Origin of the sequence: Sphingobium aromaticiconvertens, assembly GCF_037154075.1 — a bacterium.
In the GTDB taxonomy this organism is placed as follows: Bacteria; Pseudomonadota; Alphaproteobacteria; order Sphingomonadales; family Sphingomonadaceae; genus Sphingobium; species Sphingobium aromaticiconvertens.
In genome coordinates, this window is record NZ_JBANRJ010000001.1 from 3,916,732 (window position 1) to 3,938,392 (window position 21,661).

The following is a 21,661-nucleotide window of genomic DNA, read 5'->3' on the forward strand; positions in this document are numbered from 1 at the left end:
AACATTTGTCGACCGCACGTTTCTTCACCGAAGCCGGCTCGGCGTCTAACGAAAATCCCAAGGACGATTTGAGCGATCCGAACGATGTCTATGCGAAGAAGAGGCTCACCAGAGTCGCGACAAGCGGATCGAGCCACAGCCAGCCCGTTGCGAGAAGACCTCCGGAGCGATCGCGACGCCCGCCGATGCCCCGGTGTCGGCTGCCATGTGCAGGAAGGCACCTTTGCATTGAAATCGTTCTTCCGTCTTTTTGGAAGAGCAGCACCGTTCCGGTATTGATAGCGATGCCAATGGCGAAAATGATTAGGGTAGGCAGGGCCAGCGGTTCAACCGGCGTCGAAAAGCGCTCGAAGGCTTCCAGGGCCACCGCACCCACGCCTATCAGAATCGCGATTGCGTTGCCGAGCGCAGCAAGGATGGCGGAGCGGCCCAACCCATTAGGTAAGCGCTCCGATTGCCGCTTTCGGACGGCAGTCGCTGCCCCTCATGCGATCAGCAGCCCAGCAACGTCGATCAGGTTATGCCCGGCATCGGCAAGAAGCACGAGTGAACCGATCTTGAGTCCTGCGGTCGCCTCGATCAAAATATGGGCGACATTGAATATGACCGCTCATTTGAACGCCGGCGCCGATATCGTGAAGCACAATGCGTTCGTGGGCATGAATATGCACTATGGTTGGTGCCGACCGGCGTGATCAAGTGGCTTACCGAAGATGGAGTGGCCAGTTCATACTTTTCCTCCGGATCACCTATTCTAAGCTTGATGGCGAGCAGGTTGCGCGTTGAGTTCGTCCCGCAAAGGAAAAAAGGCGCTGGACCGGCCTCACGCCCCCAGCCACTTACCGATGTCTTCTTGCTTGGGCAGCCCGCCAGCATGCACAACCTTCCCGTCGATCACGACGGCGGGCGTCGACATCACGCCAAATTGCGCCATTGCGGCATAGTCGGTGACTTTCTCGATCGTCATGTCCACACCAAGCTTGCCGGCTTCTGCCCGAATCATGTCCTCCGTTGCCTGGCATCGCTTGCATCCGGCGCCGAGTATCTTGATGTTCTTCATGACTGTCCTTTCAGGCGAAGAGGGCGTTGAAGAGAAAGCCGACCGCCAGGATGCCGGTCGCGACCACCCCGATGAAAACCAAAATCAGCCTGATGCTGAGCACCTTGCGCAGGATGATCATTTCGGGGAGCGACAGCGCGATAACCGACATCATGAAGGCCAGCACCGTTCCCAGCGCGGCGCCCTTGCCCAGCAGCGCCTCCACGACGGGAATGATCCCGGCGGCATTGGAATACATCGGAATGCCCAGGAGGACCGCGGCCGGCACCGACCACCATGCGCCTTGCCCCATGATACGGGACAGAAGCTCGGCCGGCACATAACCATGGATGAAGGCGCCTGCCGCGATACCCGCGATGATCCAGATCCACACGCGGCCCACAATGTCGCGAACGGCATCCCATCCCGCTTCGAACCTGTCGACTAGGCTCAACCGCTGCGCCTCGAGATCGACGGGCGCGGTTCGCAGGTCGCGCACCCAGCTTTCGAGCCAGCCTTCGAGGTGGAGGCGGCCGATCACCCAGCCGGCGACGATCGCGATGCTGAGTCCGAACGCCAAATAGGTCAGTGCCACCTTCCAGCCGAGCAGGGCGAAGAGCAGGCCAAGCGCGACCTCGTTGATCATCGGAGCCGCGATCAGGAAGGAGAAAGTCACCCCCAGCGGGATCCCTGCCGAGACGAACCCCACGAACAGCGGGACGGCGGAGCAGGAGCAGAAGGGCGTGAAGATACCCAGCCCGGCCGCCACCACATTTCCAAAGCCTTCCCGCCGCCCCGTGAGGATGGCGCGGGTTCGCTCGGGAGAAAACCAAGTGCGAACCACGCCCATGGCGAAGACCACAAGGGTCAGCAGCATCAACACTTTGGCGGTGTCATACAGGAAGAAGGAGACGGCCTCGGCCAGCGATGTGCCCGGCTGGATCGGCAGATGGGCAGCGGCCCAGTTGGAAAAGGGCTGGAGTTGGCGATAGATCGCAAACCAAGCGATCAGCGTGACGATCAAGCCCATGCTCCAGGCCGACGCCGACCGCCGCCACGGCGAGGGGGCGGTCGATCGCGTCGCCATTCTCAGAGCGCCTTTCCAGCATCGGACGGGAGCGCATCCAGCATCGCCGTGACGATCGCCGCGATCTCTGGCGCGATTCGGGGATTACGGTGATAGCGCGCCCATTGGGTATCGCGCCGGTCGACGAGGAGACCGGTGGCCTTGAGTCCGCCCCATTTGTCGCGACCTGCGCGACTGGGAGACGTCGAGGACTTCCATGAGCTCACAGACACAGTGGTCTTCGCCGTCCCAAAGAACGGCGAGGGCCCCGGGCAAATTGGCTCGGACAGGCGGCCATGGGGTTGGTGACAAGCATGCAACCTCGATATGCCGCGCCTGCCCATGCCAATATCCGCATATTTACCTAAAGGCCGTGCTTGCTGCTTGCGCCGCGTCGCTCGCGACGATGGCCCGCACGATCGCGCGAGCCCTGCGTCCGCTTCCGATCAACGTGGCGGAAGCAAAGCCGGTCCAGTCACCATAGCCGTGCAGCCAGAGCCGCGGTTCCGCTTCGGCCTGGCCAAGAGCATTTACCGCCACGCGCCCGTCATCGCCGACGAATCCAAGATCGCCCAGAAAACCCAGCGCGGCGCGAAAGCCGGTGCACCAGATGATAGCATCGACCTTCGTTTCCGCCGCTTCGGGCCAGACAACGCCATTTGGGGTCATCTGAATAAATGGCCGCACGTTGGCGAGCGCGCCACGATCCCGCGCCTCGCGAACCGGAGGCACCATGACGATGTTCGCGAAGCCGAGCGCGGGTCCGGCAATGGCTTCGCCACGATGCATGGCCGTGGCGCGCTCGAACAGCGCACGCCCATCGACATCATCGGGCAGGAAGACCGGCGGGCTTTGCGTAACCCAGTTCGAATGCGCCACTTGCGAGATCTCGGCATGGATCTGCGCGCCCGAATTGCCGCCGCCGACCACCAGCACCGTCTTGCCCGCAAAAACGTCGGGCCGGACATAGTGCGCGGAGTGGAGCTGGATGCCGGCAAAGCTGGAACGGCCGGGAATGTCCGGGATAAAGGGGTGGCTCCAGGTTCCCGTCGCCCCGATCACCGTCTTCGCCAGCCAGCTTCCGCGATCCGTCTCGACTCGCAGCCGGCCATCGTCCGCCTTGTGCAGCTGTGACACCTGGACGGGGCGTTCGACCGGAAAGTCGTATCGCGTCTCATAGGCCGCGAGATATGCGATCACATCATCACGGGTGGGGAAGCCATAATGGCCTGGCGGAGGCATCTGCCATCCCGGCAGCGAGCTATAGGCCGCCGGCGAGAACAGCCGCAGCGAATCCCAGCCATGGCGCCAGGCCCCGCCGGGCAGCGTCCCGTCGTCAAGGACAACGAAGTCGCGTTGGGACCGCAGCAGATGCCAGCCCATCGAAAGACCGGCCTGCCCGCCGCCGATGACGACGATATCCTTTTCGAAGAGTGTCACGTTCGGACTGTCTGCGACGCAATGGCGATCGAATACACGCTGGGCGGATCAAGCGGGGCGCGGGCCTCCTTGCGCTCCAAATCGCGATCGATCGTATGTATGGCATGCGTCGCAGGAAGATAGAGAACCGAGACCAGTTCCTCCATGACATTGATGAAGCCCTTTAAGGCGGAGCAATTTTCAAGTGCCAGCTTGATCTTCACCTCCCGCGAAAAGCTATCGTGCATGAGAGTCTCTAGAGGAGCCGTAACGACCGACCCCTGTTCGAAACGCCTCAGACGATTTATCGCCCGTATAGCCGATGATCAGCCCTCGCCCATGCCCTCCGACGGCTTCGGTGCGCCGCCGCTGCGGACGCTTTGCTCGATCCGGCGGCCGACATCGGCATCTATGCTCTTCCAATATTCGAACGCCCGCTCAAGAACCGGCGAGCGGACGCCGCCGAGCAGACTGCCCGCGACCTGATCGACCAGCTTCGTCCGCTGCCCGTCATTAAACACGTCGCGGACCATGATCCCGGGTTGCATGAAGTCATCGTCCTCGGCGCGCAGCGTATAGGCGCTGCGAACCATTGGACCGTCGGCCTCCCAGCCGTCCGCAACAGGCCCTGTTTCGTCCGCCCAGCTTCTGCCGCCGCTGTTGGGCGCGTACACCGGAGCGCTACCGCTGTGATGATAGGCCATCTGGCCGTCGAACATGTAGGTGTTAACCGCTACCTTCGGCTGGTTGACCGGCAGTTGGTGAAAGTTGGTGCCGATGCGGTTACGCTGCGCGTCGTTGTAGGCGAACGCCCGGCCGAGCAGCATCTTGTCGGGCGACAGGCCGATGCCCGGCACCGTGTTTCCTGGTGAGAACGCTGCCTGTTCGATCTGGGCGAAGAAATTCTCCGGATTGCGATTGAGCGTCATCGCGCCCACCGGGATCAGCGGATAATCCGCATGCGACCAGGTCTTGGTCAGATCGAACGGGTTGATCCGGTAGGCGCTGGCATCTGCATAGGGCATGATCTGGACAGACAGCGCCCAACTGGGATGCTCGCCGCGCGCAATGGCTTCAAACAGGTCGCGGCGATGGAAATCCGCATCGGCCCCCGCCATTGCCGCGGCTTCGGCATTGGTAAAGAAGGCCATGCCCTGATTGGTGTGAAAGTGATATTTCACCCAGAATCTCTCGCCTTCGGCGTTGATCCACATATAAGTGTGGGAGCCGTAGCCGTTCATGTTGCGCCAAGTGCGGGGCAGACCGCGTTCGCCCATGAGATAGGTCACCTGATGGGCGGATTCCGGATTACTGGTCCAGAAGTCCCACTGCATATGATTGTCGCGCAGACCCGAATCCGGCAAACGCTTCTGACTGCGGATGAAGTGCGGAAATTTCATTGCATCGCGAATGAAGAATATCGGCGTGTTGTTGCCGACCAGATCATAATTGCCTTCGTCGGTGTAGAATTTAAGCGAGAAGCCACGCACATCGCGCCAAGTGTCGGGACTGCCGGCCTCGCCGGCAACGGTAGAAAAGCGCGCGAGCATGTCAGTAGTTGTGCCCGGCTGGAACAGGGCAGCCTTGGTATAGGCGGAAACGTCCTTGGTCGTTTGGAATATACCGAAAGCGCCCGAACCTTTGGCATGCGGTTGCCGTTCGGGGACCTTTTCGCGGTTGAAGTGCGCCATTTGCTCGAGAAAATGGACATCCTGAAGTAGAATCGGGCCATCCGGACCAACCGTCAGCGAGTTGCGATCGCTCAGCGCCGGAGCACCTGTGCTCATCGTGGACCCGCGCTCATCTTCCCGGTCGGTCATTGCACTTCTCCAGCAGAAATCAATGTTTCCTGTCTCGGCGCTATCTTCCTTTGCCGATATCCGTAGAGGCCCTTATGCTGAAGCAACGACCGTCGCCGGACGCCAGAACTCGTGACGGTAGGCGCGTTTCGCTACGTCGAGTGGAGCGGGAAAGTGCCGCACGGACACGTGCCGATGGTCTCGTGAATTCTGTATAGCCATAATGTCGGGCGAGCTGCTTCGCGCATGACAATATCGATAGCATGCAATAGCTCCGTTCGAATTGCGTCGCGACGGTGCGGAACAGGTCTGTAGGTGCCGGATTCCGTGGGTAGCACTTTCAGGAACACCAAGGCGGCCGCCTATCCATTTCTCATATATGCTCTTCCGTTCGCCCGAAACGGCTGCACAGGAATTCCATCAGCGCATCCACATGGGGGTTTGCCATGCTATAGTAGATCGTGGTCGCTTCACGGCGGGTTTGCACCAGGCCGCCCTCGCGCATCTTCCCCAGATGCTGGGAAACGCTGGATTGGGACAGGCCGCACAATCCCACCAGTTCGCCCACCGAAGCCTCGCCCTCGCGCAGGCGGCACAGCAGCAGCAGTCTTTGCTCGTTGGCCACCAGCTTGAGCAGGTCGGCGACTTCCGTCGCACGCTCGCAGAGCATTTCGGCGGCAGCACTCCAGGCCATCATCGTGTCGCGCTTTTCCCGTCATCCCGCAGCACGACATAGATCGCCGGGATGACGAGAACGGTGAGCAGGGTCGAAGAAGCAAGGCCGAAAAGCAACGAGATTGCAAGACCCTGGAAGATTGGGTCGGTGAGGATCACGGCCGCGCCGATCATCGCCGCCCCGGCCGTCAGCACGATCGGCTTGAACCGGATCGCGCCCGCCTCGATCAGCACGTCGCGCAGCGGCTTGCCGGGTGTCGCGGTGTGTCGGATGAAATCGACCAGCAGTATCGAATTGCGCACGATGATGCCGGCGAGCGCGATGAAGCCGATCATCGACGTAGCGGTGAAGGGCGCCGAAAACAGCATGTGCCCGATGACGATGCCGACCAGCGTCAGCGGCACCGGCGTCAGGATCACCAGCGGCAGCCTAAAACTGCGGAACTGGGCGACGACAAGGATGTAGATGGCGAGCAGTGCGACCATGAACGCCGCGCCCATGTCGCGGAAGGTAACCCAGGTGATTTCCCACTCGCCGTCCCATAGCAGCGAGGTGACGGCTTCATCTTCGGGCTGGCCGTTGAGGCGTATGGTCGGCTTGGCGAGGCCTTTGGACGCCCAGTCATAGGCATCGACCGCCTTGTCGACAGCGAGCATGCCATAGATCGGCGCCTCATAGTCGCCGGCGAGTTCGGCCGTGACCATGTCGGCGAAGCGGCCGTCGCGCCGGAAAATCGCCAGGCTGCCCTGTTCGTTGCGCGCATCCACGATTGCGCCCAGCTCGATCAGCGCGCCGCCCGGCGTTGCCGCGACCGGCGTGCTGGCCAGCGTCTGCGACCATCCCCGTGCCGATTGCGGCAAGGCGATGGTGATCGGCAATGGCGTGCGGCCTTGGCCGCGCGGCGCATAGCCGACCGTCTGGCTGCCCATCAGCGCGCCGATGCTGTCGGCGACTTGACGCTCGGAGAGCCCATAATAATCGATGCGGTCCCGCTGCGGGACCAGGCGCAGTTTGGGTCGAGGCTGGCCGAAGCTGTTGTCAACATCGACGATATAGGGGACCGAACGGAAGATCTTTTCCAGTTCGGTCGCGGTGCGCTGCCGGGTCTGTGCATCGGGACCATAGATCTCAGCCAGCAGGGTCGCGAGCACGGGCGGCCCTGGCGGTGTCTCGACCACCTTGACCGACGCCCCATCGGGCAGTTTCAGCGCCTTGAGCTGTTCGCGCAGGACAAGGGCGATCTGGTGGCTGGACCGGTCGCGCTCGCCTTTGGGCAACAAGGCGACCATCACGTCGCCCATCTCCGGCTTGTTGCGCAGGAAATAGTGGCGGACGAGGCCGTTGAAATTGAACGGCGCGGACGTCCCGACATAGGCTTCCATGGCGGTTGCCTCGGGCAGCCTGCGCGCCACGGTCGCCACATCCTCAAGTGTCCGGCCGGTCGCCTCCAGGCTCGTGCCTTCGGGCATATCGACCACCACCTGGAGCTCCGACTTGTTGTCGAAGGGCAGCAACTTCACGGTCACGGCCTTGAAATAGAACATCGAGCAGGCGAGCAGCGTGGCGATGCCGACCGCGATCAGGAAATTGCGCGCCGAGGCACGGCTGTCGATCACGCGGTGGGCGACGCGGGCATAGAGCCGGCCCAGCTTGCCGCCGCTCTGGTCATGTGCGTGGCCGGCATGCGCCGTTCCGTCCGTCAGCGCCTTGCGCGCGAAGCGAACCATCAGCCAGGGCGCGATCACGACCGCAACAAAAAAGGAAAAGACCATCGCCGCCGAGGCGTTGACCGGGATCGGCGCCATGTAGGGGCCCATGAGCCCGGAGACGAACAGCATCGGCAGCAAGGCGGCGACCACGGTGAGGGTTGCCACCACGGTCGGATTGCCAACCTCGGCCACGGCCTCGATCGCGGCCTGCGTCCGGGTTCGATCGTCCGGCATCGCCCAATGGCGGGCGATATTCTCGATCATGACGATGGCATCGTCGACCAGGATGCCGATCGAGAAGATCAGCGCGAACAGGCTGACGCGGTTGATCGTGTAGCCCATGAGGTTCGAGGCGAACATGGTGAGCAGGATCGTCGTGGGGATGACGACGGCGGTCACGCCGGCCTCGCGCCAGCCGATGGCAAAGCCGATCAGGACGACGATGGAGACGGTCGCGAGCGCCAGATGGAACAGCAGCTCATTGGCCTTCTCGTTCGCGGTCGCGCCATAGTTGCGCGTGACCGCGACATCGACCCCGGCGGGGATGAGCTTGCCCTTGAGGCTTTCGATCCTGGACAGCACGGCGTCAGAGACGACAACCGCGTTGGCACCCGACCGCTTGGCGATGGCGATGCTGACAGCAGGCGCGCTCGACCATTGGTCGCCGCTCCGCGCCCAACGCCAGGCTCGGGCCTGGTCCTCGCGTGGTCCCTGGCTGACGGCGGCAACGTCGCGCAGATAGACCGGCGCGCCGCGCGCCGAGCGGACGGTGAGCATACCCACTTCCTGCGCGGAGGACAAAGTGCGGCCGGCGGTGACGGAAACCGCCTTGCCGCCCTCGCGAATGCTGCCGGCCGGAAAACTGCGATTGGCCTGGCCGGCCGCTTCGATGACGCTGCCGAGCGGCACGCCATACTGGTTGAGCCTGGCCGGGTCCGGTGCGATCCGGATCTCGTCGGGACGGCCGCCGGTCAGGAAGGTCAGGCCGACATTGTCGACCTTGGCGATCTCGGTGCGCAACTTGGTGGCAAGATCGTGGAGCGCCTGGTCGCTCCATTGCCCAGCGCCCCCCGGCTTGGGCGTGAGTGTGAGCACGATTGCGGGGACGTCGTTGATCCCGCGCACCGTGACTTTGGGGTCGGGAATGCCCACCGGGATTCGATCCCAATTGGCGCGCAGCTTCTCGTCGATACGGGTCGCGGCGTCCTCGGGGTCCGATCCTACCAGGAAGCGCGCCGTCACCATCACGCCATCATCTTCGGCCTGGGTATAGACATGCTCAACGCCATCGACGCTCTTGACGATGGTCTCGAGCGGAATGCCGACCAGTTCGACGGCGTCGGCAGCGGCGAGGCCAGGCGCCATCACCTGGATGTCGACCATCGGCACGCTGATCTGCGGCTCCTCCTCGCGGGGAATCGAGAAGATGGCGAGCAGCCCGACCGCGATCGCCGCCATCAGGAAGAGCGGCGTCAGCGGCGACATGATGGTGGCGCGGGTCAGGCGACCGGAGATGCCGAGGTTCATTTGCGTGCGCCCGCCAGGAAGAGCGTGTCCCCGGCCGCGACGCCGCTCAGGATCTCGATGCTGTCGGGGTTGGCGGTGGGCGCAACCTGCACGGGCACGGCGCTCACCCGGCGGTCGGCCGTCACGACATCGACCTGGTCGATGCCGTAGCGGGTCGAGACGAAGCGGCGCGGCACGATCAGGGCACGGCGGCGGCCGACTTCGATCGAGACGCCCGCGCGCCGCCCGACAAGCTGTGTCGAAAGGCCGGGCACGGTCGCATCGACCCGCACCCGGCCCCCGGTGACAGCGGGATAAACCTGCGTCACTCGGCCCTGACGCGACCCGTCGGGCGGATCGCCGTCAGCCACCAGGATTTGCGCGCCGCTGCGCACCTGCCCGGCAAGCGATTCCGGCAGCTCGAGCCGCAGCAGCGGCGGACCGGCGGTGATCGTCGCCACCGACATGCCCGGCGCGACGACCGATCCGGCCGGGATGTCGGCGCGCAGCACCCGGCCGCTGGCTGGCGCGAGGATCGCGCCCTGGCCGGCGACGCTGGCGCTCGCGCCTTGCTGCGCACGCGCAGCCGCGACCTGTGCATCCGCGGCGCGCGACATGGCCACCGCCTGGTCAAGGCGCGCCTTGGCATAGACCTTGTTGTTGTAGAGATCCTGGACGCGGGCGAGGTCGCCGCGCGCGCGCGCCGCCTCGGCCTGCGCGGCGGCGATCTGCGCGCCATAAGCGCTGGTCTCGTAGCCCAGGCGGGCATCGACGATCATGCCGATGCGCTGGCCCTTTTCGACCATATCGCCTTCGCGGACCGAAAGACTGACAAGTGTCCCGGATATCCGGGCGAGCGCCTCGGCGGAATCGCGCGTTGTGATCTCGGCGCCGACCGCCTTCATGTCGGCGATGTCGCTTGCCGCAAGCTTCAGCGACTCACCGGCGGGGAGCGTCGCGGAGGCTGGCTCGGCTTCTTCCTTGCCGCCGCAGGAAGCCAAGGCGAGCGATGCGCTCGCAAGCCAGACCCAGTTTGTCATCCTGCGCATCCCCGACCCTTTCGCTCTTATTTGCCGCTGACGATCGGCAGACCGGCGTTTTTCCATGCGCCGATGCCGCCGCCCAGATGCGTATCGATCGCCGTCTGCGCCTGCGCGCAACGGTCCAGCGCCATGCCGGAGCGTTTGCCACCCGCACATTGAAGCACGACCGTTCGCCCGGCTGCATCCGGAACATTACGCGGTGAAAAGGTCGACAAAGGGATGTTCACTGCGCCAGCGATGTGGCCCGCTGCGAATTCGTCCGGCTCGCGCACATCGATGAGCAGCGCGGAACCGTCCGCGAGCATGCTCTTGAGTTCCAGGGGCTGCAACTCACGATGCGATTTTGACTTTCCGAAACCAAACATGGGACTCTCCATCAATTTGATTATTGCATATATCGTGTAATCATTATATTCCGTCAAGCCAGCTCTTGAGAGGTGCGAGAGGAAGTCATGGACAAGCCGAAGATCGTGGTGCTGGGCGCCGGGCTGGGCGGCACCATCGCCGCCTATGAAATCAACGCGGCAGTAAAGGCGCGCGCCGAGGTGATGATGGTATCCGACTCGGAAACGTACTCTTTCGTGCCCTCCAACCCATGGGTCGCGGTCCGCTGGCGCGAGCCCGAGGCGATTCAGGTACACCTTCCGCCCATCTTCGCGAAGAAAAGGATCGGCTTCACGGCGGTCGGCGCGAAGCGTCTCCATGCTTCGGAAAAGCGGCTGGAGCTTAATGACGGCACGTCAGTCAATTACGATTATCTTGTAATTTCAACCGGGCCTGATTTAGCATTCGATGAAATCGAGGGGCTGGGGCCGCACGGCGGTCATACTGTTTCGATCTGCCAGACGGCTCATGCGTCCGCTGCGGCAGAAGCCTTCGATCGCTTCGTCGAAAACCCCGGGCCCATCGTGGTAGGCGCCGTCCAGGGCGCCTCCTGCTATGGCCCGGCCTATGAGTTTGCCCTGATCCTCGACACGGAACTGCGCCGCCGCAAAATTCGCGACAAGGTGCCGATGACGTTCGTCACCGCCGAGCCCTATATCGGCCATCTCGGCCTCGATGGCGTCGGCGACACCAAGTCCTTGCTCGAAAGCGAGATGCGCGAGCGGCATATCAAATGGATCACCAATGCGCGCGTCGCCAAGGTCGATGCCGGCATGATGCATGTCGAGGAGATCGCCGAGGGCGGTGCGGTCGCCAAGACCCACGATCTGCCGTTCAGTTTCTCGATGATGCTCCCCGCGTTCCGGGGCGTTCCGGCCGTTCGCGACATTGCCGGGCTCACCAATCCGCGCGGCTTCATCCTGGTCGACAAGCACCAGCGCAACCCGGCCTTTCCCGAAATCTTCGCGCTGGGCGTCTGCGTCGCCATCCCGCCGACCGGCCCGACGCCGGTGCCGGTCGGCGTGCCCAAGACCGGCTTCATGATCGAAAGCATGGTCACTGCGATCGCCGCTAACCTCGACATGATCCTGGACGGCAAGGAGCCGACCGCCGAGGCGACCTGGAACGCCGTCTGCCTGGCCGATTTCGGCGATGGCGGCGTCGCCTTCGTCGCGCAGCCGCAGATCCCGCCACGCAACGTCAACTGGGCGGCGAGCGGCAAATGGGTCCATCTCGCCAAGATCGGCTTCGAGAAATATTTCCTGCGCAAGGTGCGCAAGGGCGAGAGCGAGCCCTTCTACGAGAAGTTGGCGCTCCAGGTCATGGGCATCCGCAAGCTGCGGATGTGATCTCACTTCAGGAAGGGAATCCGACAATGACTCTCGATCGCGCCGTCATGATATTTGCAGGCTGTGTCGTCCTTCTGGGCATCGTTCTGGCCTATCTGGTTCATCCCTGGTGGATCGCGCTGACCGCTTTTGCCGGCCTCAACATGATCCAGGCTGGCTTCACTGGTTTCTGCCCCGCCGCGACCGTCTTCAAGGCGATGGGCGTCCGACCGGGGACCGCCTTCAAATGAACCGATCCCGCCGGGTCGCTCGCCTGACGCTGTGGTTTGCCGCTTCGCTGCTGGCGAACACGGCGGCCAACGCCACGACGCTTGATGAAGCGATTGCGGCGGCGATGCGCCATGCACCCGAGATCGTGGTCGCGGATGCGGAGACCGACGCGGCCAAGGCGCGTCTCGATCAGGCGCGGTCGGGACAGCTTCCGACCGCAACGCTGAGCGGGACGATCGGTTATGGTCGCCTCGATCCCCAGAGCTTTTTCGGGCTGGGCGCCGCCAATGTAACCCCGCGCGCGGCCCAGGTGACGGTCGAGCAGCCGCTCTTCACCGGCGGACGGGTCGGCGCGGGCATCGATCGGGCGCGCGCAGGGATTGCAGGCGCCGAGGCCGGGCAAAGCGGCGCGCGCGCGCAACTCGCCATGGCGGTGACCCAGGCTTATGGCGACGTCCTGACAGCGGCGCACATGCTGGCTCTTTATGAGCGGCTGCTCGCCGAGACGACCGAGATCGAGCGCCAGGCGCGACTGCGCTATCGAGCCGGTGAAAGTCCCAGCACGGACGTCGCGCAGGCTGGTGCGCGCTTGGCCGAAGCGCGCGCGGGTCTGGCCCGGGCGCAGGGCATGCAGGTCTCGGCTCGCGCGCATTTCACCAACCTGACCGGCCTTGAGCCCATCGATTTGCAGCCCTTGCCCGCCAATCCGCCGCTGCCCGCGACGCTCGACGAGGCGATGGAGGAGGCGATGCGCAGCAACCCCCTGGTCGTCCAGGCCCAGGCCCGCCTGCGCGCGGCGCAGGCGGCGTCCCGTGGCGCGCGCGCCGAACGATTGCCCACTGTCGGGGCTTTTGCCGAAGCCGGAACGGTGCGCGACCAGTTTTTTCCCGATTATCGCGCGGACAGCGCGACCGTCGGTGTCCGGGCTCGCTGGGAGCTGTTCAGTGGCGGTCGCGTGTCGGGCAAGGTTGCCGAAGCGAGCAGCGAAGTCCGCGCCGCCGACGCGCGGATGCGCGCCGCCAGCATGCAGGTCGAGGAGCAGGTCATATCGGCCTTCCAGGAGGTGCGGACGGCGCAACTCGTCGAGCAGGCCGCGACCGAACAGGCCGCCTCGGCCGCGCAGGCGCTCGAGAGCGTCCGTCACGAGGTGCGGGTGGGTATGAAGCCGCAACTCGATCTGCTCGACGCCGAGCGCGAAGCGATTGCCGCCGAAGCGGGGGCCACCCGCGCTCGCACCGACCGAATCGTCGCAGCCTATCGGGTTGCAGCGCTGCTCGGACGCCTTTGAAGCCTGGAGTAAAGAAAATGCACAAGGACTGGCCAGCTATGGCCTCGGAATTGACCGGGGCGATCAAGGAAGTGCGCCTGGGCACTCCAGAGGTAATGAAGGCCTTCTCGGCGATGGCGCGCGCCGCGACCGAAGCGGGTGCTCTCGACACCAAGACCAAGGAATTGATCGCGCTCGCCATCTCGGTTGCGATCCGCTGCGACGGATGCGTCGCCTTCCACTCGCAGGCGGCCGTCAAGAATGGCGCCACGCGCCAGGAGATCATGGAGGTGATGGGCATGGCGCTCTACATGGGTGCAGGTCCGAGCCTGATGTACGCGGCGCAAGCGGTGGAGGCCTTCGACCAGTTCGCGGATAAGGCGCCGGGCTCATAGTGTCCATCGGGCGACCTTCCCGTCCCTCCTTACGCTTTAGAGGTCAGCTGCCGCCATCTGGCCGCTTGGACATCATACTGCGAACGAAGCTGCGCCTTCGGTCGATTCTTCGGAGCAATGCATCAACGGGGACGCGCCCGAGTCGCCTTATCGAGCTGGACCAACAGCGCCTGTTCTTCGATCCAATTCGATCCGTGATCGATCGGTTCATGCCAGCCCTATCGATCCACGCGCTTCGGCGCGGGCTTCCCGGCGATCCTGCTTCAGCATCCGCTATATCCTGCTGGAGCAAGCCCCGGACCAATGCCCGCGCATGATCCATCCTGGCGAGACGTCTCACAGCCTATGGACTATTTTGGGAACACGAATGCTCGAACGCGGCGGGCTCGGATCGACCACCTGCTGCTGAACCTATCGGTCGCCACCCACCTAGCTGACGCGCAGGGTGGATCGTGCCGTACATGGCTGGGGAAGATGTGCAGGCACCCGCCGGTCCGTCGAATTTGCCCTACAGCCGCATCAAGGGGGTGCGTATGCACGGCTGCGGTGCCAATGTCGGCCCGTGAAGCAGGTCGCGACCATTCTCGAATTCTCGACGCGGCGGCAGGGGCTCGTCGAGATCACACGGCACGTAACCGACTGGGTCGCTGAAGCGGGATTTCGGCAGGGGCTGCTCACCCTGTTCTGCCGCCACACCTCGGCATCGCTGCTGATCCAGGAAAATGCGGCGCCCGAGGTACGCGTCGATCTCGAGGCCTATTTCGCGCGGATCGCACCGGAAGATCCGTCAGCATATGTGCATGACGATGAAGGTTTGGACGACATGCCAGCGCACCTGCGGACTGCGTTGACGCAGGTGCAGCTTTCCATCCCGCTGATCGATGGGCGCCTGGCGCTCGGCACATGGCAGGGCATCTATCTGTTTGAACACCGGCGACGGCCACATCGCCGCACCGTCGCGGTGCATCTGCTTGGCGCATGAGCGCAGTCGTCCGAGAGGCAGCGTCATGGCACCGATGAGCGCGGGAGTTCTGCTGTACAGGCGCCGCGGTGCGGAGGTTGAGGTTCTGCTTGTCCATCCAGGCGGGCCTTTCTGGCGTAACAAGGATGCTGGGTCATGGCAGATTCCCAAGGGCTTGATCGAGCCGGGCGAGGAAGCATCCGCTGCGGCACGGCGCGAGGTCGAGGAGGAACTCGGCATCCGCCTTACCGGCGAGCTCCATCGGCTTGGACAGCTGAGGCAGGCGGGAGGCAAATCTGTCGAGGCGTTCGCTCTTGAGCAGCAGGTCGATATCGACGCCGTGGAGAGCAATCTGTTCGAAATGGAATGGCCGCCGCGATCCGGCAGGATGCAGTTGTTTCCGGAAATCGATGAAGCGCGCTGGTTCGCTCTCTCCAGCGCCTCGCCCAGCATGCTCATAAGCCAGCGTCCGCTGCTCGATTGGCTCGCAGATTATCTGCGGAACGACGATAGTTCGGCTTCGCCGTTGGAACGGTGACCGGCGCCGTCTGGAATAGCCGGCGACAGCGGGAAATGATTGAACGAGGACCGTTCCCGTGGCTCAGTAGCCCTGCCGACAAGTCGTCACTCGCATCGATGATACGCTAACGAGAGAGGCTGGAGGTGGCGGCCGCGCGCTCGGGTGGGGACTGCACTAAGGCAGCAGGTGGCCGGGGGAGACGATGGTATCCGGACCGAAAAATCTATAGAGGATTCCAGCCATTTGACATTGATATCCACGCGACGATGCGTTCTGTGGCGCGGCACCCCGACTGGCTGCCTTCCGCTTTGGTCAAACCTGCCAAGTCCTGATCGTTCGGTAATGTTGCGTATACTGGGGCGGCATGGCGCCCTGTAATCGTTCGGTGAAGATCCCGCCCGAACGAGGAGAATGTCATGTCCCCGGTTCCTCTCATGAACGAGAGCCCCACCCGATCCGACGCGGCAATAATCAATTGTCCGGGAAGCGCTTCAAGGGCGCGCGGATGGAAAATCGCACTCTCCGCGCTTGCACTCGCCGCCCTCCCCCTGGTTTGCGGATCTGCGCTCGCACAGAGCGCTGTCGATCAGCGGCGATGGACGGACGCCCAGGAACGCTATCGCGCGGAGGTCGCCCGCTACGAGGCGGAGCGCGATCGTTATGAAGCCGTCGTGCGCGCCGATCATCCTGACACGACCGGTCGGCGCGGCAGCGATCCCTACACGACGGAGTATGACGCGGCCCGTTACTACAGGGACGATCCCCGTTATGGTGAGCGTCGCCTGTCCGACCGCGACGAGGTTTATCGTGGATCCGATGGACGCTATTACTGCAAGCGGAGTGACGGGACGACCGGTCTCATCATCGGAGCCGCGAGCGGCGGGATTCTCGGCAACATCATCGACGGCGGTCGCCATCGTACCGCCGGTACGCTGATCGGCGGCGCGCTGGGCGCGCTTGCCGGCCGATCGATCGAGCAAAATGACATCCGCTGCCGGTAAAACGCCCTGTCCACGGGAAGCATGAAGTCGTGACCGTGGACTAGCCGCATCGACTATCTCGCAACCCTGACGCCGTCCAGAATGGCAAGTTAGAGGCCATCATCGTGACCCACAACACTCGCGCTCGTGCCGGATGTTCCGCCTATAGCCGCCTCTGGCTTGGCTCCGCGCTGATACTCGCTGCTTCCCTCTCTCCGGCGATTTCTCCGGCCCAGGCCGCTGCTGCGGAGAACGACATTTCGCAGCGTCGGGCATTGTGCACCCGCTCGATTGCGCTCTCCGGCTTCGATCAGGTCATGGACGCCAACATCCGCGAAGCGGTCGAAGACTCCTTCCGGACGCTGTCCGCCGCCTTCCCCGACGACACAGATACAATCTCCGCCTATCGCGACTCATTGGGAGAGGCGATGGTGGCCGCGAAGGCCCCCGTCCTTTCAAGGCTTCGCGAGAGTTGCGCGGCGGCCTTCACAGTGGAAGAGTTGACGGGAATTAACGCCTTCTATGAGAGCAGTGCCGGTCGCGCCTGGCTCGAAAAGGGCCGCACGCTCATGGTTCCGGCACTTGAGAAGGCGGTGAGCGATGTCACTCCCGAGATCATTGTCGATGCACAAAGACGATTCTGCGCCCGCTTGGGTGGGTGCAAGAAAGAGCCGGCGGCATCCTCTGCCCATCCGACATTGTGAGAACGTTCGGCGATCCCGCTGGGAGCGTCTCGCGAAACTGGCCGGATGTCGAATGGTGGCGTGCCGAATCGGGTCCGAACCACCCTGAAAAGATCGAGCCCTGCGGAAAAGCACGTAGAGACCTGGACGTGCAAAGCTTGCTAGTCAAAGATCAATCAGAAGCGATGATGAAGATCCGGATCGTACAATTTGTGCAGATGCTCGGATGGTCGGTGGCGCAACGGTGGAAATGCGCCAGGCGCGATGCAGGATCCGGGGTTTCGCCTGCCGCCCACGACCGGGCGATATCGTATCGATTTTGATATCAAGCGGGAGATGAAGATGGCCTCGCCAGTCGATGAGTTCGTCCGTGTTGGCCAGCTGAACTTCCAGCTTGGCCTTGTCCTGACGGATATCGCGCGTGCTACCTGGGAACGCTTCGTCCAGATCAGCGAAAAGATTAGCATCGAATGTTCCACGGAATCGGATGCGGTGATGCAGCGACTTTTCCAGCCCAATGCCGAAAGTCAGACAGATGTTCGCGGCGGTCAATGGGATGATATCGTCGCCGATGTGGAGGCATGGCGGCTGGAGACGATGGAGCGGAGCAGCACGGCCTGCGAGGACTGGCGGCGGGCTTGGCTCAATGGGGCAACGAGTGAGTCGCTGCTCCCAGCCGCTTCGACGGTCCTATGTCCTTGGCCCGTCGCCCTTACGGACCAGGCTGATATAGGTCAGACAAGGTCAGCTGGCGATACCTGAGAAGAAACGCGCTCGACTCTTCGCGGGCCATGCTGGTCGCAGGGACCAGCGGCGCTCACCTCGTCGCCCAGACGCCCGGGATGGCTTTTCCGAAGGAACCTGCCGGAGCGAACGCAGCCATCCAGACAGTGGAGATCGACTCAAGCGTTTCGGTCGATGGCGTGACCGACGAGAAGGAGGAGATCGAACGCCGCCAGGTGCGCATTCTCAACCGACAGGGTGCGGCGATGCTCGCTGCAGAGAAGCAACGTGCGGATGCCATTCAGCGCAACTATCGCAACTATGATGAGGCTATGGTCGCCGCGTACGTTGACATCCACCGGAAGGCGACTTGGTGACCAAGCGCCTCCATGCTCAAGCCGCCCGGCAGAACGATATCTTGTTCGGCAATCGCCTCGCATCGGGAGGGCTGACAAAGCCGCGATGAATATAGGGGGGTGAAGATTTCTGGAGTTGGGATCGATGCGTCCCGCCAAGATAGGCGAGCATGGCAATCCGTGCCCTGTGAACCCGGCTTTTCAGAACTGCCAGTGATACGCCGCATTGTTCGGCAGCGGCCTCATAGGCGAGCTGGTCCTCGACCACGGCAAGCAGCGCCTGCCGGTTGAATTCGGAGAGCGCTGCCAGAGCCTGGCCGAACTCCTCGCGCAGAAGGCCAATCTCCTGATCCGGTGGCGAAACCGGCAAGCTATGCATCGCGAGATCGTTCCAATCGACCTTCCTGCGCTCGCGCCGCACATGTGAGAGGAAGAGGTTGCGCAGGATCGTGAAGGTCCATGCCTTGAAGTTGCTTCCGGTTTCGAAGCGCTCGCGCGCTTTCCATGCTCGCGACAATGCCTCCTGCACCAGATCCTCGGCTCCGTCGGCGCCATTGGTGAGCCGTCGCGCATAACGGGTGAGTGCTGGTAGTGATGCCCGTGTCGCACAGTCGAATTCTCCCGGGGTCATGGATTTCGCTCTACCTTCGGAGTTGCTTGCGACATCATTCTTTGTGTCGACGACATTGGTTATCGACGGCCGATTGACGACCTCACCGTCCACGACGGCGCGGCCACAGGCGCACTGGCGGCACATAAAAGGCGACGAGGCAGGTCAACGCCAGGAACACGAGGGCTATAGCCATGGCCACGACCCAGAAGCGGGGATCTTCTTTCGATACGAACCAGCCCGCGATCAGCGCGGGTATGATCAGCAGCAACCTGGCGGCCCAAGCCATATTTCCATCCTGACATCATCGACCAGGACACTACATCCCAGCTATTGTTGAAGGTGGGCACCGGCACAGGGCAGGTGATCCGCGATTTCGAACGAGAAGTTAGCCCGGGCATGATGGTGCGGGCATACGTAAGTTTACGAAACCGCGACGACGGCTCGGCCCTTGGTCGTTGCCGCAGATGACAATGATTCACGCATGACCATCCGTTCCCCCAACGCTTCCAACCGCCCCTCGCCGGAAATCTAAGGACTTTTGCGCATTGCCCGCAGACCTTCGATCTCCTTCTTACGCTCCTGGGCTGCCGCAAAGAACCGGCCGGCGATGTCCGCACATGAACCGACTCGAAACTGGGAGCAGCTGTGAAGACAGAGACCGCGATGGCCGACAACACCGCCGGCAGCGTACCCCGACACATTGACTTTCTCATCGTCGGCGGTGGCGTCGCGAGCGCGATCGCAGCCGAGACGCTGCGCGCCGAGGGTGCGAGCGGCGCTGTTCTCATACTATCGGCGGACGAATTACCGCCCTATCATCGCCCGCCTTTGTCCAAGCAGTTGCTGCCCGAACGTGAAGACGAGGAACGGATCTTCGTCCATCCGAAAGGTTTCTACGACGAGCGTGATATCGAACTGCGGCTCAACAGCCCGGTGGTCGGCGTGGACACCGTCAGCCAGATCGTGCGGACCGCGGCAGGTGAAAGAATCGCCTATGGCAAGCTTCTGATCGCCACGGGAGCGACGCCGAAGTCTCTCGGTGTTCCGGGAGAGGCGCTCGCGGGCGTTCACACGCTACGGACCAAGGCCGACACCGATGTTATCCGCGAAGCCGCCGGGACGGCAAAGCGCGCGGTCGTCATCGGCGCCAGCTTTCTCGGTATGGAGATTGCCATGTCGCTGGTGGCTCGCGGGCTCGACGTCACCGTCCTCGAGCGCGGAAGCGTGCTCCTTCCCCATCTCGAGGCGTCGGACCTTTCGGCCCATTTCGAACGCCGTGCGCAGAGCCAGGGCGCTACGGTGCTGCTGAACGACACCGCGATCGCGTTCCACGGGAGCACGACGGTCGAGGAAATCGAAACGAGCGCCGGTCGACGGATAGCCTGTGATCTGGTCGTGGTCAGTATCGGCGTTTCGCCCACCAGCGGCTTTTTGGAAGGCAGCGGGATCGCGCTGGAAGACGGCTATGTCGCCATCGACGCGCTGCTGCGCACAAGCGTGCCCAATGTCTTCGCGGCAGGCGACGTCACGAGCTTCTACGATCCGGTCTTCGCGCGCCGGCGCCATATCGAGCATTGGGACAATGCCATAAAGCAAGCCCGCCTCGCCGCGCGAAACATGCTGGGCCGACGCCTGAGATATGACGAAGTCTCCTATTTCTTCTGCGAGGTCGGCGACATCGGCTTCAACGTGCTGGGCGCCACCGAGGAAGCCGACGAATGGATTACCCGGGGCTCGCTGGACGACGGCTCATTCGCGATGTTCTATCTCAAGGGCGATGTGCCGCGCGCGCTGTTCTCGACCGGACGACCCGCCGACGAGACACGTGTTGCCGAAGGGCTCATCCGTTATCGGGTCAACCTTGGCTCGGTGAAGGAGCGCCTGCGGGAGGCCGACTTCGCGCTCGAACAGATCCCGACGCAGACCGCGCTGATCCTGCAGGGCGGCGGCGCGCTGGGCGCGTTCGAATGCGGGGTCGTGAAGGCTTTGGAGGAAGAGCAGCTTTTCCCGGACATAGTCGCAGGTGTTTCGATCGGCGCGTTCAATGGCGCCGTCATTGCCAGCAATCCCCGGCAGGCGACGCAGGCCCTGGAAGCCTTCTGGAACGAACTGGCCGTGCTGACCTCGGCGCTCTCGCCCGCTATTTTCCGGCAGACGGTGGCCGCGGCCCAGATCCTGACGTGCGGTGTGCCGAATTTCTTCAGGGCAAGGTGGCTGCCGCCGTTCACCCCGCTGGAATGGCCCGTGGCCTGGACAAGCTATTATGACACGACGCCCATGCGCCAGCTGATCGCGAAACATGTCGACTTCGCCGCGCTCAAGACGAGCCCGGTGCGCCTGCTGATCAGCGCCGTCAACGTGGCGACCGCAGAACTCGAGGTCTTCGACAGCTATGTCGATGACCTCACGCCGGACCATATCGTGGCGAGCGGCAGCTTGCCGCCAGGCTTCCCGTGGACGGTGATCGACGGCAAGGCCTATTGGGATGGCGGCATTATCAGCAACTCGCCGCTCGATCTCGTCGTCGACCGCTGCGGCCCGGACGGCAAGCGGGTCTTCATCGTCGACCTTTATTCGGGACAGCGGGCGCTTCCCTCCAACATGATCGAGGTTCTGGCCCGGCGCGATGAGATCGTTTATTCCGAGCGGGTGCGGAGCGATCTGCACTACCGGGAGACGGTCGACAGCTATCGCAGGCTCATTGACCATGTTCTCAGCTATGTCGATCCTGCCAGCGCGGCCCGGGTCAAGCATCTGCCCGATTATATCCAGCTCATGGGGGACGGCGCGCCGACGAGGATCACCCGGTTCGTGCGGACCGGCCAATCGGACGAGCATTCCTCGGGCGACTATGATTTTTCGGATGTGGCGATCGAGGCCAGCCGGTCCGAAGGCTATGCGGTCGCAAAAGGAATACTCGGCCAGGCGCGCGCGCCTTCCGCGGATCCCGCACGGCCATGATG

23 protein-coding genes and 1 pseudogene are annotated in these 21,661 nt (G+C 63.2%); 10 read left to right on the forward strand and 14 right to left on the reverse strand.

Annotation, left to right across the window (positions count from 1 at the left end):
• Window positions 1–88: 88 nt before the first annotated feature.
• From WFR25_RS18810 to WFR25_RS18860, 11 genes and pseudogenes are all read right to left on the reverse strand, one after another.
• Window positions 89–604 (reverse strand): annotated as a pseudogene (locus WFR25_RS18810) (cation efflux transmembrane domain-containing protein).
• 219 nt (window positions 605–823) lie between these two features.
• Window positions 824–1,060 carry a thioredoxin family protein gene (locus WFR25_RS18815; protein ID WP_336972906.1) on the reverse strand — a complete coding sequence of 79 codons (237 nt, stop codon included), beginning with the start codon at window positions 1,058–1,060 and terminating at the stop codon, window positions 824–826.
• A 10-nt stretch (window positions 1,061–1,070) separates the two neighbouring features.
• Window positions 1,071–2,126, reverse strand: coding sequence for a permease (locus WFR25_RS18820; protein ID WP_169572575.1), 1,056 nt, complete (start codon window positions 2,124–2,126; stop codon window positions 1,071–1,073).
• A 2-nt stretch (window positions 2,127–2,128) separates the two neighbouring features.
• The gene (locus tag WFR25_RS18825; RefSeq protein ID WP_206377796.1) at window positions 2,129–2,332 is read right to left on the reverse strand and encodes a hypothetical protein; all 204 of its coding nucleotides are present in this window, start codon (window positions 2,330–2,332) and stop codon (window positions 2,129–2,131) included.
• 133 nt (window positions 2,333–2,465) lie between these two features.
• On the reverse strand, window positions 2,466–3,545 hold the full coding sequence (locus WFR25_RS18830; RefSeq protein ID WP_328804622.1) for an ArsO family NAD(P)H-dependent flavin-containing monooxygenase: 1,080 nt from the start codon (window positions 3,543–3,545) through the stop codon (window positions 2,466–2,468).
• Window positions 3,542–3,772 (reverse strand): hypothetical protein, encoded by a 231-nt coding sequence (locus WFR25_RS18835; protein WP_336972908.1) that lies wholly within the window; start codon window positions 3,770–3,772, stop codon window positions 3,542–3,544. The genes WFR25_RS18830 and WFR25_RS18835 overlap by 4 nt, the downstream gene beginning before the upstream one ends.
• 78 nt (window positions 3,773–3,850) lie before the next feature.
• A complete protein-coding gene (locus WFR25_RS18840) occupies window positions 3,851–5,344 on the reverse strand; it encodes a catalase (protein ID WP_169572571.1) in 1,494 nt (497 codons plus the stop codon).
• Window positions 5,345–5,696: 352 nt separating this feature from the next.
• On the reverse strand, window positions 5,697–6,020 hold the full coding sequence (locus tag WFR25_RS18845; protein ID WP_048576653.1) for an ArsR/SmtB family transcription factor: 324 nt from the start codon (window positions 6,018–6,020) through the stop codon (window positions 5,697–5,699).
• Window positions 6,017–9,235 carry an efflux RND transporter permease subunit gene (locus WFR25_RS18850; protein ID WP_169572570.1) on the reverse strand — a complete coding sequence of 1,073 codons (3,219 nt, stop codon included), beginning with the start codon at window positions 9,233–9,235 and terminating at the stop codon, window positions 6,017–6,019. Before WFR25_RS18850 ends, WFR25_RS18845 begins: the two co-directional genes overlap by 4 nt.
• On the reverse strand, window positions 9,232–10,254 hold the full coding sequence (locus WFR25_RS18855) for an efflux RND transporter periplasmic adaptor subunit (protein WP_169572568.1): 1,023 nt from the start codon (window positions 10,252–10,254) through the stop codon (window positions 9,232–9,234). The genes WFR25_RS18850 and WFR25_RS18855 overlap by 4 nt, the downstream gene beginning before the upstream one ends.
• Before the next feature lie 26 nt (window positions 10,255–10,280).
• Window positions 10,281–10,622 carry a rhodanese-like domain-containing protein gene (locus WFR25_RS18860; protein ID WP_048576679.1) on the reverse strand — a complete coding sequence of 114 codons (342 nt, stop codon included), beginning with the start codon at window positions 10,620–10,622 and terminating at the stop codon, window positions 10,281–10,283.
• 87 nt (window positions 10,623–10,709) lie between these two features.
• Between WFR25_RS18860 and WFR25_RS18865 the strand changes: the two genes are divergently transcribed.
• From WFR25_RS18865 to WFR25_RS18900, 8 genes are all read left to right on the forward strand, one after another.
• The gene (locus WFR25_RS18865; protein ID WP_169572566.1) at window positions 10,710–11,990 is read left to right on the forward strand and encodes an NAD(P)/FAD-dependent oxidoreductase; all 1,281 of its coding nucleotides are present in this window, start codon (window positions 10,710–10,712) and stop codon (window positions 11,988–11,990) included.
• Between the two features lie 26 nt (window positions 11,991–12,016).
• Window positions 12,017–12,220: a YgaP family membrane protein gene (locus WFR25_RS18870; protein WP_169572564.1), complete on the forward strand. Its 204-nt coding sequence runs from the start codon at window positions 12,017–12,019 to the stop codon at window positions 12,218–12,220.
• Window positions 12,217–13,488, forward strand: coding sequence for a TolC family outer membrane protein (locus WFR25_RS18875; RefSeq protein WP_336972913.1), 1,272 nt, complete (start codon window positions 12,217–12,219; stop codon window positions 13,486–13,488). Before WFR25_RS18870 ends, WFR25_RS18875 begins: the two co-directional genes overlap by 4 nt.
• 38 nt (window positions 13,489–13,526) lie before the next feature.
• Entirely contained in the window at window positions 13,527–13,862 is a 336-nt protein-coding gene (locus tag WFR25_RS18880; RefSeq protein WP_336972914.1) for a carboxymuconolactone decarboxylase family protein, read from the forward strand.
• Window positions 13,863–14,424: 562 nt separating this feature from the next.
• Window positions 14,425–14,844, forward strand: a complete 420-nt coding sequence (locus WFR25_RS18885; RefSeq protein ID WP_169572558.1) for a secondary thiamine-phosphate synthase enzyme YjbQ — start codon at window positions 14,425–14,427, stop codon at window positions 14,842–14,844.
• A gap of 25 nt (window positions 14,845–14,869) precedes the next feature.
• Window positions 14,870–15,361 (forward strand): NUDIX domain-containing protein, encoded by a 492-nt coding sequence (locus WFR25_RS18890; RefSeq protein ID WP_169572667.1) that lies wholly within the window; start codon window positions 14,870–14,872, stop codon window positions 15,359–15,361.
• 398 nt (window positions 15,362–15,759) lie between these two features.
• On the forward strand, window positions 15,760–16,344 hold the full coding sequence (locus WFR25_RS18895) for a glycine zipper 2TM domain-containing protein (protein ID WP_226869672.1): 585 nt from the start codon (window positions 15,760–15,762) through the stop codon (window positions 16,342–16,344).
• A gap of 104 nt (window positions 16,345–16,448) precedes the next feature.
• Window positions 16,449–17,027 carry a DUF2059 domain-containing protein gene (locus WFR25_RS18900; RefSeq protein WP_169572554.1) on the forward strand — a complete coding sequence of 193 codons (579 nt, stop codon included), beginning with the start codon at window positions 16,449–16,451 and terminating at the stop codon, window positions 17,025–17,027.
• A gap of 144 nt (window positions 17,028–17,171) precedes the next feature.
• Here WFR25_RS18900 and WFR25_RS18905 read toward each other — a convergent pair whose 3' ends face one another.
• Window positions 17,172–17,558 (reverse strand): hypothetical protein, encoded by a 387-nt coding sequence (locus WFR25_RS18905; RefSeq protein ID WP_169572552.1) that lies wholly within the window; start codon window positions 17,556–17,558, stop codon window positions 17,172–17,174.
• A 290-nt stretch (window positions 17,559–17,848) separates the two neighbouring features.
• On the opposite strand from WFR25_RS18905, the gene WFR25_RS18910 reads away from it, so the two are divergent.
• Window positions 17,849–18,106 (forward strand): hypothetical protein, encoded by a 258-nt coding sequence (locus tag WFR25_RS18910; protein ID WP_148564732.1) that lies wholly within the window; start codon window positions 17,849–17,851, stop codon window positions 18,104–18,106.
• Between the two features lie 16 nt (window positions 18,107–18,122).
• Here the strand turns inward: WFR25_RS18910 and WFR25_RS18915 are convergent, their stop codons facing one another.
• Together WFR25_RS18915 and WFR25_RS18920 are read right to left on the reverse strand one after the other, a co-directional pair.
• Entirely contained in the window at window positions 18,123–18,716 is a 594-nt protein-coding gene (locus tag WFR25_RS18915; RefSeq protein ID WP_235955016.1) for a sigma-70 family RNA polymerase sigma factor, read from the reverse strand.
• Between the two features lie 82 nt (window positions 18,717–18,798).
• Window positions 18,799–18,984, reverse strand: a complete 186-nt coding sequence (locus tag WFR25_RS18920) for a hypothetical protein (RefSeq protein WP_084653327.1) — start codon at window positions 18,982–18,984, stop codon at window positions 18,799–18,801.
• Between the two features lie 359 nt (window positions 18,985–19,343).
• On the opposite strand from WFR25_RS18920, the gene WFR25_RS18925 reads away from it, so the two are divergent.
• Window positions 19,344–21,659, forward strand: a complete 2,316-nt coding sequence (locus WFR25_RS18925) for an FAD-dependent oxidoreductase (protein WP_336972919.1) — start codon at window positions 19,344–19,346, stop codon at window positions 21,657–21,659.
• Window positions 21,660–21,661 lie beyond the last annotated feature (2 nt).